The organism is Hypericibacter terrae, assembly GCF_008728855.1.
Classification (GTDB): Bacteria; Pseudomonadota; Alphaproteobacteria; order Dongiales; family Dongiaceae; genus Hypericibacter; species Hypericibacter terrae.
Genome location: NZ_CP042906.1, coordinates 4,972,559 through 4,989,009, shown reverse-complemented (window position 1 = coordinate 4,989,009; position 16,451 = coordinate 4,972,559). Strand labels below are relative to the sequence as shown.

The window sequence follows — 16,451 nt, the reverse complement described above, 5'->3', positions numbered from 1 at the left end:
AAACGGGCGGGCGCCGGTCGGTCTTGGCCGGCGCCCGCCCCTGAGAAGGCAGTTTACTGTCCGCTCTGGATGGCGAGGAACGTCGACGTCCAGTCCTTGTACGGCACGCATTTCTTGCCGTTGCCGCAATCGGCGACCGGAGTCTTCCAGAACGAGATCTTGTCGAAGTTCTCGACGCCGTTGGCTTCGCAGCCCTTCTCGCCGAGCAGCGCGTTGTCTTTGCAGGCGTCGGGCACCACCGGCACCGAGCCGAACCAGGAGGCGAGGTCGCCCTGCAGCTTCTTGTTCAGCGAATGCTCGAGCCACATGTAGGCGCAATTCGGATGCGGCGCCTGCGAATGCATCATCGTCGTGTCGGCCCAACCGGTGGCGCCTTCCTCCGGCACCGTCATGCCGATGGGCTGGCCTTCGCCGGCGAGCAGATTGGCCTGATAGGGCCAGGAGGTCGAGGCCACGACGCCTTCGTTCTTGAAGTCCTCGGTCTGGGCCGTGGAATCGCCCCAGTATTTGAAGACGAGCTTGCGCTGCGCCTTGAGCAGGTTGACCGCGGCGTCGAACTGCTCCTGCGTCAGCTCATAGGGATCGTCGATGCCGAGCGCCGGCTGATGCTTCTTCAGATAGAGCGCGGCGTCGGCGATGTAGATCGGGCCGGAATAAGCCTCGACCCGGCCCTGGTTGGATTTGCCGTCGGGCAGCTTCTGCTCCTCGAACACGACGGCCCAGGTCTTCGGCGGTTCCTTGAAGACCGTGGTGTTGTACATCAGCACGTTCGGGCCCCACTGATAGGGCACGCCGAAATGCTTGCCGCCGACCGTGTGCCAGGCGCCGTTCTGGAGGCGCTTGTCGATCGTGTTCCAGCTCGGGATCAGGTCGGTGTTGATCTGTTGCACCTTGCCGCCCGCGATCAGGCGAAGCGTGGCGTCGCCCGAGGCCGTGACCAGGTCGAAGCCGCCGGCGTTCATGAGCGAGACCATCTCGTCCGAGGTGCCTGCGGTCTTCACAGTCACCTTGCAGCCGGTCTGCTTCTCGAAATCGGTGACCCAGTCATAATTCTTGTCGGTGTCGCCCCGCTCGACATAGCCGGGCCAGGCCACGATCGCGACTTCGCCTTCGCCCGGGCCGACCTTGGACATCATCTCCGCCTTCGCGATGCCCGTGGCCATGGCCAGGGCGGCAAACGCGGTAATTCCCGTCAACGCGCCCAGTCTGATCCCCGACATTCCAGCCTCCTCGTCCTGTTTCATGATTCGATGTTTCGGCCCTGATTGGCGTTCGGGCCGCTGCGACAGGCAACCTAGCCTGAGAGCCTGGAATTGGCAAAGGGCGGCGGCTTCAAGACGCCGCGAAGGGGGCCGTTCAGCCGGCTGTAACGGCCGAGAATTCCTGGCGAATCCCGGGCTCGGCCAGATCCTTGACGATCAGGACAAGCCGCGAGCGGCGGTCGGCGTCGGGCCAGGCCGGCAGCAGGGCCGGCGGATGGAAGAGATGCTGCACGCCATGCACCGCGACCGGCGTGTCGAACCCGTCGACATTCAAGATCCCCTTGATGCGCAGGAGCCGGTCGCCGTCGCGTGCGATCAGCGTCTCGATGAAGCGGGTGAAACGCTGCCAGTCGAGCGGACGCTCGGTCGTGACGCAGAAGGCGCGAATATGGGCATCATGGCGGTTGGGGTCGAGCGCGGTCTGCTCATGGGCATGGCCGTGACCGTGATGATGCGCGTGGCCATGGTCTTCGTCGGCCTCGCGCGGGTCGTAGGCTTCGGCGCGCAGCCAGCCCTGCACATCGGGCGTCTTGAGCGCCGGGTTGAACAGGCCGGCATCGAACAGCGCGGCGCCATCGACCTCGCCTTGGCGCGCCAGGATCTGCGGGGCTGCAGGGTTGAGCTGGCGGAGGCGAGCCCGCAAGGCCGCCAGCTGCGCCGGTGTCGCAAGATCTGTCTTGGTCAGCACCAGCCGGTCGGCGACCGCCGCCTGCTTCACCGATTCGAAATAGCGGTCGAGCTGGTCCATGCCGTTGACCGCGTCGACCGTCGTGATGACGCCGTCGAGACGGAAGCGGTCGGCCAGCAACGGATCGGACATGAGCGTCTGCAGGATCGGCGCCGGATCGGCGAGGCCGGTGCTTTCGATCACCACCCGCTTGAAGGGCGGCACCTCGCCCTTGACGCGGCGGCGGAACAGCGAGCGCAGCGTGTCGATCAGATCGCCGCGGATGCTGCAGCAGAGGCAGCCGCTGTCGAGCAGCACGGTCTGCTCCGGCGCGTTCTCGACCAGGTGGTGATCGAGACCGATCTCGCCGAACTCGTTGATGACAACGGCGGTCTCGGCCAGGGCCGGCTGGCGCAGCAGCTTCGAGAGCAGCGTGGTCTTGCCGGAGCCGAGGAATCCAGTGAGCAGGCTCGCCGGCAACCGCTCCTCGGGCAGGATGTCGTCGCGGCTCATCGGGCGCCGCTGCCGGCGACGACGACTTCGCGATCACCATGCGCGTCATGCAGTGCCCAGACGACGAGCGTCAGCAGCGTCACCGCGCCCGCCTGATGCAGTGCCGCCAGCGGCACGGGGACAAGCAGCAGCAGCGTTGCAATACCCAGGCCCACCTGAAGCAAGGCCATGGCTGTGGCGAGACGCACCGGCAGGCTGCCGGTCGCGCGGTCGCGCCAGCCCAGCGCCAACACCGTCAGCATCGTCGCGATCGCGAGCCAGCGGTGGACGAACTGGGCCGCCGGCGGGTTCTCGAACAGATTGATCCAGCCGGGAACCATGGCCCAGAGATCGGAGGGCGCCAGCTCGCCGCCCATCAGCGGGAAGCTGTTATAGACGAGCCCGCCATGAAGCCCGGCGGTGAAGCCGCCCATGACGATGGTGAGGCCGAGCAGCGCCAGCGCCGTGAGGAGATGGGGAAAGAGACGGCATGGCACCGGCCAGCGTTCGCGCGCGCGCAGCAGGCCCAGCGCCGTCCAGAGCATCGCGACATAGATCGCCAGCGCGAGAACCAGATGCGCCACCAGGCGGTACTGGCTGACATCGACGCGGTCGGCGAAGCCGCTCGCCACCATGAACCAGCCGAGCGCCCCTTGCGCGGCCCCCAGCGCGAACAGCAGCGTGAGGCGCGGCGCCAGCCCGCGGCGGATGCGCCCGCGCAGCAGGAACCAGAGGAACGGGACCAGGAACACCACGCCGATCAGCCGGCCCCAGAGCCGGTGCGCCCATTCCCACCAGAAGATCCCCTGGAACTCGGCGAGCGTCATGCCGTGATTGATCTGCTGATATTCGGGGATCTGCTGATAGAGGGCGAAGATTCGCTGCCATTCGGCCTCGCTCATCGGCGGCAGCGCGCCGCGCAGCGGCGCCCATTCCATGATCGAGAGGCCCGACTGGGTGAGCCGCGTGACGCCGCCCAACACCACCATGACGAAGACCATGGCGCAGCAGGCGAGGAGCCACAGGCCGATCGCGCGGTCGTTGCGCCGGACGAGCTCGTGCCGCCGCTCGGGGTCGGCGATATCGAAGGGGGAACTGGGGGAAAGGGCCCGCATGATGCCTGCGGGATTTAGCGAAGGGCCGGGCCGGCGGCAAGGCCGGGCTTGTCGCGGGGGACAGGTGCCGCCTGCGGGATGAACCCGCTCTCGGGATGACCCCTGGCAACCGGCCGGCGGCTAAAGGCCGGGCGGGGCGGGCGGACCGGAACTGACTGCCGCGATCAGTGCAGCGTCAGATAGGCCTCCGGCATCCTGACGCTCGCCGGCTGGATCAGCTTGTTCGAGGCGACCTTGACCGAATGAAGCTTGCCGTCGAGCGAGCGCCGCCAGAAGTCCAGGAAGCGCCGCAGGGTCGGGAAGTCCGGGGCCAGGTCGTAATCCTGCCAGACGAAGCTCTGCAGGATCTGCGGGTGATCCGGCAGGTGGTAGAGGATCTCCGCCGTTGTGAGGCGGTAGTCTTTGAGCTGCAACTGAAGCGTCATCCGGGGTTCTCCCTTCGAATCGGAGGCGCCTCCCCATCTTCACCGGTCATCGTCCGGCAAAGAAGAAAATAATTAATTAAACCAATGGTCTAGCAGCCGGGTTCTCGGACTGCTGCCAATGATTCCAGGCGGTTGCGAGGCGCTTCTGGTCAACGCCGCCTCGCTGGAATCGCTCCAATCAAGCCCTGAATCGCGGCAGGGGCACTTGACTCGGGTTCGCGCTGGGCCTACATCGCTGGCACTCACCGACCGGGAGTGCTAACAGCGGCAGAAACCGCGGAGGCTGCCGGTCTTCAACGAAATCAGAGACTTGTGGAGGTTTATCCATGCATTTCCGTCCGCTGCATGACCGCGTCGTGGTGCGCCGGGTCGAGGAAGAAACCAAGACCGCCGGCGGCATCATCATTCCGGACACCGCCAAGGAAAAGCCGATGCAGGGCGAAGTGATCGCCGTCGGTCCGGGCGCCCGGAACGAGGATGGCAAGCTGGTCCCGCTCGATGTGAAGGCCGGCGACATCATCCTGTTCGGCAAGTGGTCCGGGACCGAGGTGAAGCTCGATGGCGAGGAGCTCCTGATCATGAAGGAGTCCGACATCATGGGCATCGTCGAAGGCGCCAAGGCCTCGAAGAAGAAAGTCGCCTGAGAGTTTGAGTTTCAGAAGGAACGATAGACATGGCCGCTAAAGACGTACGTTTCTCCACCGACGCCCGCGAGCGCATGCTCCGCGGCGTCGACATTCTCGCGAACGCCGTGAAGGTCACGCTCGGCCCCAAGGGCCGCAACGTCGTGATCGACAAGGCCTTCGGTGCCCCGCGCATCACGAAGGACGGCGTCACCGTCGCGAAGGAAGTCGAGCTTGCCGACAAGTTCGAGAACATGGGCGCCCAGATGGTGCGCGAGGTCGCCAGCAAGACCAACGACATGGCTGGTGACGGCACCACCACCGCCACGGTTCTGGCCCAGACCATCGTGCGCGAAGGCGTGCGCGCGGTCGCGGCCGGCATGAACCCGATGGATCTGAAGCGCGGCATCGACCTCGCGGTCGAAGCCGTCGTCGAAGACGTCAAGAAGCGCTCGAAGAAGGTCTCGACCTCCGACGAGATCGCCCAGGTCGGCACCATCTCGGCCAATGGCGAGCGCGCCATCGGCGACATGATCGCCAAGGCGATGCAGAAGGTCGGCAACGAGGGCGTGATCACGGTCGAGGAGGCCAAGGGCCTCGACACCGAGCTCGACGTCGTCGAAGGCATGCAGTTCGATCGCGGCTATCTCTCGCCCTACTTCATCACCAATGCCGAGAAGATGCACGTCGATCTGGAAAGCCCCTACATCCTCCTCCACGAGAAGAAGCTGTCGGGCCTCCAGGCCATGCTGCCGGTTCTCGAGGCGGTCGTGCAGTCGGGCAAGCCGCTGCTGATCATCGCCGAGGACGTCGAGGGCGAGGCTCTGGCCACGCTCGTCGTCAACAAGCTCCGCGGCGGCCTGAAGGTCGCGGCCGTGAAGGCGCCGGGCTTCGGCGATCGCCGCAAGGCGATGCTCGAGGACATCGCGATCCTGACCGGCGGTCAGGTCATCAGCGAAGACCTCGGGATCAAGCTCGAGACCGTCACGCTCGACATGCTGGGCAAGGCGAAGAAGGTCGTGATCGACAAGGACAACACGACCATCGTCGACGGCGCCGGCAAGAAGAAGGAAATCGAGGGTCGCTGCTCGCAGATCCGCGCGCAGATCGACGAGACCACCTCCGAGTACGACAAGGAAAAGCTCGCTGAGCGCCTTGCCAAGCTCGCGGGCGGCGTGGCCGTGATCAAGGTCGGCGGCGCCACCGAGGTCGAGGTGAAGGAGCGCAAGGATCGCGTCGACGACGCGATGCATGCGACCCGCGCCGCGGTCGAAGAGGGTGTCGTTGCCGGCGGCGGCGTTGCGCTGCTGTACGGCGTGCGGGCTCTCGACAAGGTGAAGTACGCCAACAACGACCAGAAGGTCGGCATCGACATCATCCGCCGCGCGATCCAGTCGCCGGCGCGCCTGATCGTCGAGAACGCCGGCACCGATGGCTCGATCGTCGTCGGCAAGCTGCTGGAGTCGAAGAACACCAACTACGGCTTCGACGCCCAGTCGGGCGAATACACCGACCTGGTGAAGGCCGGCATCATCGATCCGACCAAGGTCGTCCGTTGCGCGCTGCAGGATGCGGCGTCGGTGGCGGGCCTTCTGATCACGACGGAGGCGATGATCGCCGACCGTCCTGAGAAGAAGGGCGCTCCGGCCGGTGGCCCGGGCGGCGGCATGGGCGGCATGGGCGGCATGGGCGACATGGACTTCTAAGAAGTTCGGTAGCCCGGCCCTCGAGGCCGATAGAAACGGGGCCGCATCCCTTAAGGGGGTGCGGCCCTTTTCTTTTGTGTGGCTGCCATGGTTGGTTGAGGGTTCGAGAAAGTCACTGGATCGCGCCATGCCCGATTGTGCCTTCACCCGGATCGAAACCAAGCGGCTGGCCTTGCGCCGGCTCCAGGCTCGCGACCTGCCAGACCTAGTCTCCTACCGCGCCCATCCTGATGTCCTGCCTTGGCAGGGCTGGTCGCGCTTCGCGCCCACCGATGCCGCGGCCCTCATTGCGGAGATGGCCTGGCTCGATCCAGACTGGCCCGGCCGCTGGTTCCAGATCGGGATTGCGCTCAAGGACGGCGATCGGCTGGTCGGCGATATCGGGCTCTTCACGCCGGCGGCGGATCCGGCGGAGGCCCGCATCGGCTATACGCTGGCACCCGATTGGCAGGGTCGGGGCCTCGCGCGCGAGGCGGCGGCGGGGCTGATCGCCTATCTCTTCGCGGCCCGCGGCAAGCGGCGCGTCGTCGCCGGCACGCTGCCCGGCAACGGCCCGTCGCAGCGATTGCTTGCGGCGCTGGGCTTCCTCCGCGCACGGTCCCTCGATCTCGATGGCGAGTGGGGCTACGCGCTGGAACGGCCGGCCGCCGCTAAAGTTGGTTGACGTCCTCGAGTGCGAAGGCGCTGCCTTGCGGGTTGTCGCCGATCACGAGCGATGTGTCGTTCTCGAAGCCATAGGGCGGCACCGGCAGATTGTAGGGCGCCGGCACGTTGCGGAAGACGCGCCCCGCCAGATCGTATTTGGAGCCGTGGCACTGGCAGAGATAGCCGCCGGGCCAATCGGCCGTGACCGTCGGCCGGTAGCTCGGGATGCAGCCCAGATGCGTGCAGATCCCGACCAGGACGGCGAACTCCGGCTTCACCGAACGGGACCAGTTCTTCGCGTAGGGCGGCTGCTGCAGGGCCTGCGATTGGGGATCGCGCAGGCGATCCAGCATCGAGGGGGACTTCAGCGCGGCCAGCGCCTCGGGCGTCCGATGGACGATGAAGATGGGCCGGCCGCGCCAGGTCACCACGATCTGCTGACCCGGTTCCACTTTCGAGATATCGACAGTCACGGGGCCGCCCGCCGCGATGACGTCGGCGGACGGATTCATCTGATCGACGAAAGGCCAGGCGAGGGACGCGATGCCGATCGCCGTGGTGGCGGCGGTTGCGAGATAGAGGAATTCCCGACGCGTGGCGGGCGGGGACGGGGCGGCCTTCTCGCCGGCCGGGGGGACGGTGTACTGAACGGGCATGGATGCACCTCACTTCCCCGCCACGCCTGACGTGGTTGGCGCCGCTAGGAAGAAAAGAGGCGGATCGCCGCGATCCCGAGATCATGGAGGCGTTTTAAGGCGGCTGAAGCGCGAACGTTCAAGGCAAGACGCGATTTTCCCAATCGTCATGCCGGTGAAGGAATGAGATTCGGCAACCCCACACTCTCCGGTCATCCCCGCGGAAGCGGGGACCCATCTTGATCCAGGGCGCCGGGCACCGAGTTGGGCCCCCGCTTCCGCGGGGGTGACAGGGGAGAGCGGGCGTTGCAGCAGAGGGGAGAGGGCGAAACCTACGCCGTCCGGTGACGGACCCGGGCGCCGGTCTCGATCGCGGCGGCGGTGAGGCGGTCGATGTCGAGATGGTTACGGATCAGCTCGAGGAGCCGGAGCTCCTCCTGCGAGGCCTTGCCGTCGGCGGCGGCCACTTCGCAGGCGAGCGCATAGGCGGTCTCGCGCAGCTTCTTCGGGAGCGCCTTCCTGATCAGCGACAGGGCGTCGTCGAGGCCGTCATCCTGCTGCAGCAGCTTGGCAAAATCGGCGCCGACCTTGGGCAGCCGCTTGCGGTCGAAGCCTTCGAACACGGGCAGATGCAGCACCATGTCGCCGATCGAGCCGAGCTCGGCGTCGGACATGTTCCGGTCGGATGCCGATACCATCATCATCGTGTAGATGAGCGCGGCATGGTGGCTGATCTTCGCCATTCAATTTCTCTCCTGATGTGCGGCCCCCTATGTAGAAGCCGGGTCGCGGGATGGCAAGCGAGCCCCGGGCGATCCCGGGCTTCGACCGGTTTTCCACAGGGAACTGGCTGGACCGGCGCTGCGCCGGCTTGACCGGGGTGAACCGGTCGCCCTAGCGTCGGGGCCGGCTGGTATAAACGGTACACCAGATACCAAGGATACCAATGCAAGTCAGCCCCATCCGGCGACGCAAGCTGTCCGAGGAGGTCGCGGCCCGTCTCGAGGCCATGATCCAGGAGGGCGGCTACCAGCCGGGCGACCAGCTCCCCTCCGAGCGCGATCTGATGAAGCAGTTCGGGGTCGGAAGGCCGGCGGTGCGCGAGGCGCTCTATTCGCTGCAGACCATGGGGCTGGTGGCGGTCAGCAGCGGCGAGCGCGCCCGCGTGACGCGGCCCACGCCCAAGCTCGTGATCGAGTCCCTCGCCGGCACGGCGCGGCTGATGCTCTCCGAGCCCGACGGCATCCGTCATTTCCAGCAGGCCCGCACCTTCTTCGAGATCGGGCTGGCGCGCCACGCGGCCGAGCATGCGACCGAGGCCGATCTGATCGATCTCAGGCGCGCGCTCGAAGCGAACCGGCTCTCGATCGGCAATATCCGCCGTTTCGAGCAGACCGACATGGCCTTCCACTATGTGCTGGCGGTGATCCCGCGCAATCCGATCTTCACCGCGATCCACGCCGCCATCGCCGAATGGCTGATGGAGCAGCGCACGATGACGCTCACATATCCGGGCCAGAACGAGATCGCCTACCGGGCCCACGCGGCCATCACCGAGGCGATCGCGGCGCGCGATCCCGACCGTTCGGAGCGGGTGATCCGCGCGCACCTCGACCAGGTGGCGGACCTCTATTGGCAGGTGGTGGGCGAGCAGGGAGGCGAGCATGTCGGGCTACGTGATCATGGTGGATTTTCGCCTGAAGCCCGGTCGCCAGGCCGAATTCCGCCGGCTGATTGACGAGAATGCGCGGGCCTCGTTCCGCGAGGAGCCGGGCTGCCGGCGCTTCGACGTGCTGGAAACGGCCAAGGAGACGGACCGGGTGGTCCTCTACGAGATCTATGACGACCGCGCGGCCTTCGAGCTGCATCTGAAATCGGCGCATTTCGCCTCGTTCAACAGCGCGAGCGCGCCGTTGGTGGCGGAGAAGATCGTCACCGACTACGCCTTGGTCTGTGCCGGATCGGAGTAACCCGCGAGCCTTGGGAGCCGCGCTCCCGAGGCCGCCATGAAGGGATCAGCGGAGCATGGAGAGCGTCAGCCTGAAGCAGATGGCCCGCAGCAAGAAGGTGAAGCTCGGCCATTTCATCGTCGAGTTCGCCACGCCCGGCATCGGCCACATCGTCAAGTCGGCGGGCGGCGATTTCGTCCTGTTCGATCTCGAGCATTCGGGCTTTTCCTTCGAGACCGTGAAGAGCGCCATCCGCTATTTCGAGGCCGCGGGCATCGCGGTCATCTGCCGCGTGCCCTCGAAGAACTACGACCACATCGCCCGCGCCTGCGATATGGGCGCCGAGGGGATCATGGTGCCGATGGTGGGATCGGCCGAGGAGGCGCGCGCCATCCTCGACTGCATGAAATATTATCCCGAGGGCAAGCGCGGCGTGGCGCTGCAGGTCGCCCATGACAATTACCGCCCGGGCGATGTCGCGAAGAAGCAGGCGGCCGCCAACAAGCGCACCACGCTGTTCTGCCAGATCGAGACGGCCGAGGGTGTGCGCAATGCCGACAAGATCGCGGCGCTGCCGGGGGTCGACTGCCTCTGGGTCGGGCATTTCGATCTCTCGACCTCGCTCGGGATTCCCGGCCAGTTCGGCGATCCGAAATTCACCGACGCGATCGCCAAGGTCGCGGCCGCCACCAAGAATCACGGCAAGGCGCTCGGCCGCCTGGTGCCGAACGTCGAGACCGGCGTCGATTATTTCAACACCGGCTTCGATTTCATCTGCTATTCGGGCGATGTGTGGGTGCTGCATAACGCGCTGGCCGACGCCCTGGCGAAGCTGCGCGAAGCCTGCGCGGGCAAGGCCGGCCGCAAGACCCGGATCGCCGCCGCGCCGGGCGCGGCGCCCAAGCGCAAGGCCAAGAAGAAGAGGTAGGTTCCGCGCGATGAGCAGGGCTCCCTTCCGCGTGGCTCTCTCGGGCGATTTCAAGAAGCCCGACGGCTCGCCGACCTTCCCCGATTTCGACCTGGGGCCGCTCTCGTCGGCGCCCGGGGTCGAGACGGTCTTCCTCGGACCCGCCAACCCGCTGACGGCGGAGCAACTCGCGGACTTCGACGCTTTGATTCTGCTGATGCCGCGCTTCGCCGCCGAGAGCATCCATGCCAACGGGCGCCTCGGCCTGGTCGCGCGGTTCGGCGTCGGCTACGACAATGTCGATACCGAGGCCTGTACCAAAGCCGGCATCGCGCTCGTCATCACCCCCGACGGCGTGCGGCGGCCGGTGGCGGTCTCGATCATCACCCTGATGCTGGCCCTGACCGGCAAGCTCATGATCAAGGATCGGCTGACGCGCGAGGGACCGGAGGGTTTCGCGCGCCGCGTCGATCATATGGGCGTGGGCCTGGTCGGCCGCACGCTGGGCTCGATCGGCATCGGCAATATCGGCGCCGAGCTGTTCCGGCTGGCCAAGCCCTACGACATGACCTTCATCGCCCACGATCCCTTCGCCGACGCCAAGGTCGCGGCGGAGTTGGGCATCGAGCTGGTCGATCTCGACAGCCTGTTCCGGCGCTCGGACGTGCTCACGGTCAATTGCCCGCTGACGCCCGAGACGCGCCATCTGGTGAACGAGGAACGGCTCGGCCTGATGAAGCCCACCGCCTATTTCATCAATACCGCGCGGGGGCCGATCGTCGACCAGAAGGCCTTGACCCGCGTGCTGCAGGCGCGGCGCATCGCCGGCGCCGGCCTCGACGTGCTGGAGCAGGAGCCGCCGTCGATGGAGGACCCGATTCTCACACTCGACAACGTGATCCTGGCGCCGCACGCGCTCTGCTGGACCGACCAGTGCTTCGCCGGCAATGGCGCGGCCGACATCCGGGCGGTCCTGAGCGTGATGAAGGGCGAGGAGCCGCGTGGCGTCGTCAATCGCGCCGTTCTCGCCTCGCCGGCTTGGAAGTCCCGGCTCGAACGCAACCGCCAGCGCTTCGGCCGTTAGGTGAATGGGAGAGTGCTCTAGCCCCGAAAAGGAGAATCGCCGCCAAACACGCCGCCGACATCAAGCCAATGGTCGACACGCAAGCCCTGAAATAATTGGGCACTAGGGAGGAAGCCATGAGTTTGTTGAAGAAGCTTGCCTGGGCCGGCGCCTTCGCCGGTCTCGCGCTCGGTGCCTGGTCATCGGGTGCTGCCGCGCAATCCGCCGACGAGATCGCCGCCGAGGCGGCGAAGAAATATGCCGGCACCGAGATCACCGTCGTGTGGGAAGCCGGCCTCCAGTCGCTCGATCCGCTGAACTTCTCCGGCCCGATGTGGGAGAAGCTGACCGGCATGAAGGTCAAGGTGATCGAAGTGCCGACGGAAGAGATGTTCACCAAGATCATGCAGGAATACCGCGCCGGCACCGGGGCCTATGACGCGCTCAACGTCATCCCCTCCTGGATGCCCGATCTCGCCAAGGCCGGCGCCCTCGAGCCGCTCGATGCCTATGTCGACAAATACAAATACCGCGACGAGCTGCAGAAGATCGCGCCGACCTTCCGCGACAACCAGATGACGGTGGACGGCAAGATCTACGGCTTCCCGGACGATGGCGACGTCTTCATCATGTATTACCGCAAGGACGTCTTCGCCGATCCGCAGAACCAGGCCGATTTCAAGGCCAAGTTCGGCTACGACCTGGCCCCGCCCACGACCTGGAAGCAGTTCGACGAGATCGGCCAGTTCCTGACCGACAAGTTCCAGCCGAAGATGTATGGCGCCGCCTTCTTCCGTCAGGCGCCCTATGCCCAGCTCATGTTCCAGGAGCGCTTCCGCAACGAGGGCGGCAAGTTCTTCGACGCGAACACGATGAAGGCCACGGTCAACAGCGATATCGGCGTCAAGGTGCTGACCGATATGCGCAACGAGAACAAGTTCATGCCGCCCGGCGTGGAGACCTGGGGCTTCGTCGAGAACCTGGCGGCCTTCATGTCGGGCCAGACCGCCATGACGATCTCCTGGCCGCCCTACGGCCGCTGGGCCGCCGGCTACGGCCAGGACGAGAAGGCGCTCAACTGGGTGCCGAAGACGCAGATCGCCGGGAAGGTCGGCTACGCCCTGCCGCCCGGCGGTCATCCGCAGCTGGCGCTGGGTTTCGCCCTCTCGGTGGCCTCGACCAGCAAGCATAAGGACGCCGCCTATCTGTTCATCCAGTGGCTGAACAGCGAGAAGATCTCGACCGAGCGCGTGCAGCTGCCCTATACGCTGCGCGATCCGTTCCGGGTCTCGCACTACACCGATCCGACCTATCTGTCGCGCTGGCCCGATGCCAAGGATTACCTGGCGACTCTGAAGCAGGCCTCGGAAACGGGTCTCCTCGATCTGTCGATCCTCCAGACCGACAAGTACGAGGAAGCCCTGCGCCAAGGCATCAGCGCGCTCTGGTCCGGCGAGGATCCCAAGGCCATCCTCGACAAGATCGCATCCCAGTGGGACGCGATCACCGAGAAGATCGGGGTCGACAAGCAGAAGGCCGCCTATCAGGGTTGGGCGGCGAAGTCCGGTGCCTATCCGCAGATGTGAGTGACGCGGGGGAGCGGCGGCGGTGCCGCCGCTCCCTCATTCCTTGCGGTGAACGCGGTAGCTTTTTCACTGTCATCCTCGGACCGGCCCCCCGTGTTGCGCCGAAGGCGCACACGAGGGCAGGCTCCAGCCGGATCCGGGGATCCAGCCCTTCCGGCCCTGGATCGCCGGGTCAAGCCCGGCGATGACAGAAGAAAGAGCCAGCCCCGAGAAGGGGGAGGGGATGAGTTGTTGAGGATGGCCTGTCGATGACCCTGCAACTGGCGGCCGGACGGCGGCGCGCTTCGGCGAGCGGGCCGTTCCTGGATCGGAACTTCAAATATGTGATCGTCGCCCCGGCGATCCTGGTGCTGCTGCTGGTCGGCCTGTTCCCGCTGATCTATTCCCTCGTCGTCAGCTTCCAGGGCGTGACGATGATGGAAGCGGATACCTCGTTCCAGGGCCTGAAGAACTACGCCGCGCTGTTCGACGATCTGCGCCTCTGGCAATCGCTGGCCCACACGTTGATCCTGACGGCGGTGGCGCTGCCGATCGAGCTCGTGCTGGGGCTGCTGCTGGCCCATCTCTTCCTCGAGAAGATGCCGGGCCGCGCGATCTTCATCGCGCTGCTGACGCTTCCCACCATGATCTCGCCGATCGTCTCCGGCGCCACCTGGCGGTTGCTGTTCGATCATCATTTCGGCCCGGTCAACCAGATCATCGCCTGGTTCGCCGGCCACCAGGTGCCGATCATCTGGCTGCTCAATCCCAACACGGTCTATCCGGCGATCCTGGTCTGCGAGATCTGGCAGTGGACGCCCTTCATGTTCCTGATCCTGCTGGCGGCGCTCTCGAACGTCGACAAGTCGCTCCTGGAAGCGGCCGAGCTCGACGGCGCGGCCTACCGCACGGTCTTCCGGCGCATCGTGCTGCCGGCGATCTGGCCGGTCATGTCGGTGGCGCTCCTGATCCGCGGCCTCGACCTCTTCCGCATCTTCGACATCATCTGGGCGCTGACGCGCGGCGGGCCCGGCACCATGACCGAGACCATCTCGGTCTATACCTATCTCCAGGGCTTCGAGCAGTTCGAGATCAGCTACGCCGCGGCGATCGCCTTCCTGGTGATCTTCCTGCTGACGGCCGTGGTGATGATCCTCCTGAAGCGCACGGGGATCGCGCGATGAAGGGCCGGCGCGCCGCTACCACGCTAGGCCTTCGCTATGCCGGCGCGATCGCGGTCACGATCGTCTTCCTGTTCCCGATCTACTGGCTCTTCATCATCTCCTTCAAGACGCCGGACGAGATCTTCGCCTTCCCGCCGGTCTGGTGGCCCGCGAACATCCAGTTCGCCAACTACGCCGTGCTGTTCAAGGACGGCGACGTGGTCGCGGTCTGGAACAGCCTGGTGATCGCCGGCTCCAGCACGGTCCTCGCCATGTTCTTCGGCACGCTCGCGGCCTACAGCCTGGTGCGCTTCCGCACCGGCGGCGACGATCTGGCGATCTGGATCATCTCGCAGCGCATGATCCCGCCGATCGTGATCGTGTTCCCGATCTTCCTGCTCTATGTCTGGCTCGGCGGGGTCGATACCTATTGGGGCCTGGTCCTGCTCTATACCGCCTTCAACCTGCCTTACGTGATCTGGATGATGCGCGGCTATATCGCCGACATCCCGATCGAGCTAGAGGAGAGCGCGCTCGTCGATGGCTGCAGCCGCTGGCAGGTGCTGATGGGCGTGGTCTTCCCGATGGCGCGCGCCGGCCTCTTCGCGACCGCCGTCTTCACCTTCGTCTTCGCCTGGAACGATTTCATCTTCGCCCTGGTCCTGACCCGGACCGAGGTCGTCACCTATCCGGTCCAGGTGACGCATTATTTCGGCGGACAGTCGAATTTCTGGGCCAAGATCGCGGCCATGTCGGTGCTGGGGACCGTGCCGGTCTTCATCGCGGTGGCGATGCTGCAGCGCTATCTGGTGCGCGGCATCTCGATGGGCGCGGTCAAGGGCTGAGGATCGAGCGAGGGATCGAGATCATGGCGGACCTGAAGATCAAGGACCTGCACAAGCATTACGGGCCCGTCCATGCCGTGCGAGGCGTCGATCTCGAGATTCCGGCGCAGGAATTTGCGGTACTGGTGGGGCCGTCGGGCTGCGGGAAATCGACCCTGCTGCGCTCGGTCGCCGGGCTCGAGGATGTCGACCAGGGCACCATCGAAATCGGCGGCAAGGTCGTGAACGAGATGCGGCCGCGCGACCGCGATATCGCCATGGTGTTCCAGAACTACGCGCTCTATCCGTTCCTGACGGTCTATGAGAACATCGCGTTCGGCTTGAAGGCCCGCAAGACGCCCAAGCCCGAGATCGAGACCCGCGTGAAGCGCGCGGCCGACATCCTCGGCATCACCGCCCTGCTGGAACGGCTGCCGCGCCAGCTCTCGGGCGGACAGCGTCAGCGCGTGGCGATCGGGCGCGCCATCGTCCGCAATGCGCGCCTCTTCCTGTTCGACGAGCCGCTCTCCAATCTCGACGCGCAGCTGCGCGACGAGATGCGGGGCGAGATCAAGCGGCTCCATCAGGAGATCGCCACCACCATGATCTATGTGACCCACGACCAGATCGAGGCGATGACGCTCGCCGACCGGATCGTGCTGCTGCGCGACGGAAGGATCGAACAGCAGGGCAAGCCCTTGGAGCTGTTCGAGCGGCCCGCCACCCGCTTCGTCGCCGGTTTCCTCGGCTCGCCGCAGATGAACTTCCTGCCCGGCCGCCTGGTGAACGGGGGCGGGACCCGTGCCGTCAAGCTCGGCGACGGCACCCTGCTGCCTTTGCCGGCAAGCCGCTGGGGCGGGCTCGCCGCCGCCAACGATGCCGAGATCGTGCTGGGCCTGCGGCCCGAACATATGAGCCGCGCGCAAGGCACGGCGCTGCCGCCGGGGGTCGTCCGGATCGGGACCGTGGTCGAGCTGGTCCAGCCGACCGGTTCGCGTAGCTACGCCACGCTGGGCCTCGGCGGGCAGGCCGTGGTGGCCGAGCTCCAGGCCCATGACGTCAGCCGGCCGGAAGAGAGGCTCGAGCTGCAGATCGATCTCAACCGGGCCTCGCTGTTCGACGCCAAGACCGAGAAGGCGCTCTGATGCGCCGCCCTGTATCCTTGATTGTTATGCCAGTCTCGGGAGCGCGAAGGAATTGGACGATCGAAAAGCAATCACGCCCCCTCCCCTTGCGGGAGGGGGAAGGGGGAGGGGTGCCACGAGCGCGGCGGGGCCGCAGTTGCGATCGATCAGCGCTCTGGGGGACAAAAGGTTTGGGCTTGGCTGCGAGAGGGCGACCGCGAGCAGACGAAGCTCGACGGTTTCTGCCAGGGCCTCGCATGGAATCGCCCCTCCCCCCAACCCCCCT

Annotated in this window: 17 protein-coding genes; 11 read left to right on the top strand and 6 right to left on the bottom strand. The window is 65.9% G+C overall.

Translation table 11 applies throughout. The annotated features are described in order from the left end of the window. Positions 1 to 53: 53 nt before the first annotated feature. From FRZ44_RS22760 to FRZ44_RS22745, 4 genes are all read right to left on the bottom strand, one after another. Positions 54 to 1,220 (bottom strand): ABC transporter substrate-binding protein, encoded by a 1,167-nt coding sequence (locus FRZ44_RS22760; RefSeq protein WP_151179335.1) that lies wholly within the window; start codon positions 1,218 to 1,220, stop codon positions 54 to 56. Positions 1,221 to 1,356: 136 nt separating this feature from the next. Further along, positions 1,357 to 2,442, bottom strand: a complete 1,086-nt coding sequence (locus FRZ44_RS22755; protein WP_151179334.1) for a CobW family GTP-binding protein — start codon at positions 2,440 to 2,442, stop codon at positions 1,357 to 1,359. Continuing rightward, positions 2,439 to 3,536 (bottom strand): COX15/CtaA family protein, encoded by a 1,098-nt coding sequence (locus tag FRZ44_RS22750; RefSeq protein ID WP_151179333.1) that lies wholly within the window; start codon positions 3,534 to 3,536, stop codon positions 2,439 to 2,441. Before FRZ44_RS22750 ends, FRZ44_RS22755 begins: the two co-directional genes overlap by 4 nt. A 164-nt stretch (positions 3,537 to 3,700) precedes the next feature. Further along, complete coding sequence (locus FRZ44_RS22745) at positions 3,701 to 3,961, bottom strand: usg protein (RefSeq protein ID WP_151179332.1); 261 nt, start codon at positions 3,959 to 3,961, stop codon at positions 3,701 to 3,703. Between the two features lie 326 nt (positions 3,962 to 4,287). On the opposite strand from FRZ44_RS22745, the gene groES reads away from it, so the two are divergent. The 3 genes from groES to FRZ44_RS22730 all read left to right on the top strand — a co-directional run bounded on the left by groES (position 4,288) and on the right by FRZ44_RS22730 (position 6,954). Continuing rightward, a complete protein-coding gene (gene groES / locus FRZ44_RS22740) occupies positions 4,288 to 4,605 on the top strand; it encodes a co-chaperone GroES (protein WP_151179331.1) in 318 nt (105 codons plus the stop codon). 29 nt (positions 4,606 to 4,634) lie between these two features. Continuing rightward, positions 4,635 to 6,290, top strand: a complete 1,656-nt coding sequence (groL, locus tag FRZ44_RS22735) for a chaperonin GroEL (protein WP_151179330.1) — start codon at positions 4,635 to 4,637, stop codon at positions 6,288 to 6,290. Positions 6,291 to 6,417: 127 nt separating this feature from the next. Then, positions 6,418 to 6,954, top strand: coding sequence for a GNAT family N-acetyltransferase (locus tag FRZ44_RS22730; RefSeq protein ID WP_151179329.1), 537 nt, complete (start codon positions 6,418 to 6,420; stop codon positions 6,952 to 6,954). Here FRZ44_RS22730 and petA read toward each other — a convergent pair. Both petA and FRZ44_RS22720 read right to left on the bottom strand, forming a co-directional pair. Further along, the gene (gene petA, locus FRZ44_RS22725) at positions 6,941 to 7,591 is read right to left on the bottom strand and encodes a ubiquinol-cytochrome c reductase iron-sulfur subunit (RefSeq protein WP_151179328.1); all 651 of its coding nucleotides are present in this window, start codon (positions 7,589 to 7,591) and stop codon (positions 6,941 to 6,943) included. The genes FRZ44_RS22730 and petA overlap by 14 nt on opposite strands. Before the next feature lie 311 nt (positions 7,592 to 7,902). After that, positions 7,903 to 8,313, bottom strand: a complete 411-nt coding sequence (locus tag FRZ44_RS22720; protein WP_151179327.1) for a tellurite resistance TerB family protein — start codon at positions 8,311 to 8,313, stop codon at positions 7,903 to 7,905. Positions 8,314 to 8,516: 203 nt separating this feature from the next. Here FRZ44_RS22720 and nanR point away from each other — a divergent pair, with 203 nt between their 5' ends. From nanR to FRZ44_RS22680, 8 genes are all read left to right on the top strand, one after another. Continuing rightward, positions 8,517 to 9,308: a transcriptional regulator NanR gene (nanR, locus tag FRZ44_RS22715; protein ID WP_151179326.1), complete on the top strand. Its 792-nt coding sequence runs from the start codon at positions 8,517 to 8,519 to the stop codon at positions 9,306 to 9,308. Next, on the top strand, positions 9,235 to 9,540 hold the full coding sequence (locus FRZ44_RS22710; protein ID WP_151179325.1) for a putative quinol monooxygenase: 306 nt from the start codon (positions 9,235 to 9,237) through the stop codon (positions 9,538 to 9,540). Before nanR ends, FRZ44_RS22710 begins: the two co-directional genes overlap by 74 nt. 55 nt (positions 9,541 to 9,595) lie before the next feature. Continuing rightward, positions 9,596 to 10,447: an HpcH/HpaI aldolase family protein gene (locus tag FRZ44_RS22705; protein WP_151179324.1), complete on the top strand. Its 852-nt coding sequence runs from the start codon at positions 9,596 to 9,598 to the stop codon at positions 10,445 to 10,447. Between the two features lie 10 nt (positions 10,448 to 10,457). Then, complete coding sequence (locus FRZ44_RS22700) at positions 10,458 to 11,510, top strand: NAD(P)-dependent oxidoreductase (protein WP_151179323.1); 1,053 nt, start codon at positions 10,458 to 10,460, stop codon at positions 11,508 to 11,510. A 116-nt stretch (positions 11,511 to 11,626) separates the two neighbouring features. Further along, positions 11,627 to 13,075 (top strand): ABC transporter substrate-binding protein, encoded by a 1,449-nt coding sequence (locus FRZ44_RS22695; RefSeq protein WP_151179322.1) that lies wholly within the window; start codon positions 11,627 to 11,629, stop codon positions 13,073 to 13,075. Positions 13,076 to 13,323: 248 nt separating this feature from the next. After that, positions 13,324 to 14,238: a carbohydrate ABC transporter permease gene (locus FRZ44_RS22690; RefSeq protein ID WP_151179321.1), complete on the top strand. Its 915-nt coding sequence runs from the start codon at positions 13,324 to 13,326 to the stop codon at positions 14,236 to 14,238. Continuing rightward, positions 14,235 to 15,062, top strand: coding sequence for a carbohydrate ABC transporter permease (locus tag FRZ44_RS22685; protein ID WP_151179320.1), 828 nt, complete (start codon positions 14,235 to 14,237; stop codon positions 15,060 to 15,062). The genes FRZ44_RS22690 and FRZ44_RS22685 overlap by 4 nt, the downstream gene beginning before the upstream one ends. Positions 15,063 to 15,085: 23 nt before the next feature. Continuing rightward, positions 15,086 to 16,186, top strand: a complete 1,101-nt coding sequence (locus FRZ44_RS22680) for an ABC transporter ATP-binding protein (RefSeq protein ID WP_151179319.1) — start codon at positions 15,086 to 15,088, stop codon at positions 16,184 to 16,186. Positions 16,187 to 16,451: the final 265 nt, after the last annotated feature.

What these genes read in the sequence shown, in the direction of transcription:
- FRZ44_RS22760 (WP_151179335.1), bottom strand. Translation starts at nt 1,220, where the DNA reads ATGTCGGGGATCAGACTGGGCGCGTTGACGGGAATTACCGCGTTTGCC.
- FRZ44_RS22755 (WP_151179334.1), bottom strand. Translation starts at nt 2,442, where the DNA reads ATGAGCCGCGACGACATCCTGCCCGAGGAGCGGTTGCCGGCGAGCCTG.
- FRZ44_RS22750 (WP_151179333.1), bottom strand. Translation starts at nt 3,536, where the DNA reads ATGCGGGCCCTTTCCCCCAGTTCCCCCTTCGATATCGCCGACCCCGAG.
- FRZ44_RS22745 (WP_151179332.1), bottom strand. Translation starts at nt 3,961, where the DNA reads ATGACGCTTCAGTTGCAGCTCAAAGACTACCGCCTCACAACGGCGGAG.
- groES (WP_151179331.1), top strand. Translation starts at nt 4,288, where the DNA reads ATGCATTTCCGTCCGCTGCATGACCGCGTCGTGGTGCGCCGGGTCGAG.
- groL (WP_151179330.1), top strand. Translation starts at nt 4,635, where the DNA reads ATGGCCGCTAAAGACGTACGTTTCTCCACCGACGCCCGCGAGCGCATG.
- FRZ44_RS22730 (WP_151179329.1), top strand. Translation starts at nt 6,418, where the DNA reads ATGCCCGATTGTGCCTTCACCCGGATCGAAACCAAGCGGCTGGCCTTG.
- petA (WP_151179328.1), bottom strand. Translation starts at nt 7,591, where the DNA reads ATGCCCGTTCAGTACACCGTCCCCCCGGCCGGCGAGAAGGCCGCCCCG.
- FRZ44_RS22720 (WP_151179327.1), bottom strand. Translation starts at nt 8,313, where the DNA reads ATGGCGAAGATCAGCCACCATGCCGCGCTCATCTACACGATGATGATG.
- nanR (WP_151179326.1), top strand. Translation starts at nt 8,517, where the DNA reads ATGCAAGTCAGCCCCATCCGGCGACGCAAGCTGTCCGAGGAGGTCGCG.
- FRZ44_RS22710 (WP_151179325.1), top strand. Translation starts at nt 9,235, where the DNA reads ATGTCGGGCTACGTGATCATGGTGGATTTTCGCCTGAAGCCCGGTCGC.
- FRZ44_RS22705 (WP_151179324.1), top strand. Translation starts at nt 9,596, where the DNA reads ATGGAGAGCGTCAGCCTGAAGCAGATGGCCCGCAGCAAGAAGGTGAAG.
- FRZ44_RS22700 (WP_151179323.1), top strand. Translation starts at nt 10,458, where the DNA reads ATGAGCAGGGCTCCCTTCCGCGTGGCTCTCTCGGGCGATTTCAAGAAG.
- FRZ44_RS22695 (WP_151179322.1), top strand. Translation starts at nt 11,627, where the DNA reads ATGAGTTTGTTGAAGAAGCTTGCCTGGGCCGGCGCCTTCGCCGGTCTC.
- FRZ44_RS22690 (WP_151179321.1), top strand. Translation starts at nt 13,324, where the DNA reads ATGACCCTGCAACTGGCGGCCGGACGGCGGCGCGCTTCGGCGAGCGGG.
- FRZ44_RS22685 (WP_151179320.1), top strand. Translation starts at nt 14,235, where the DNA reads ATGAAGGGCCGGCGCGCCGCTACCACGCTAGGCCTTCGCTATGCCGGC.
- FRZ44_RS22680 (WP_151179319.1), top strand. Translation starts at nt 15,086, where the DNA reads ATGGCGGACCTGAAGATCAAGGACCTGCACAAGCATTACGGGCCCGTC.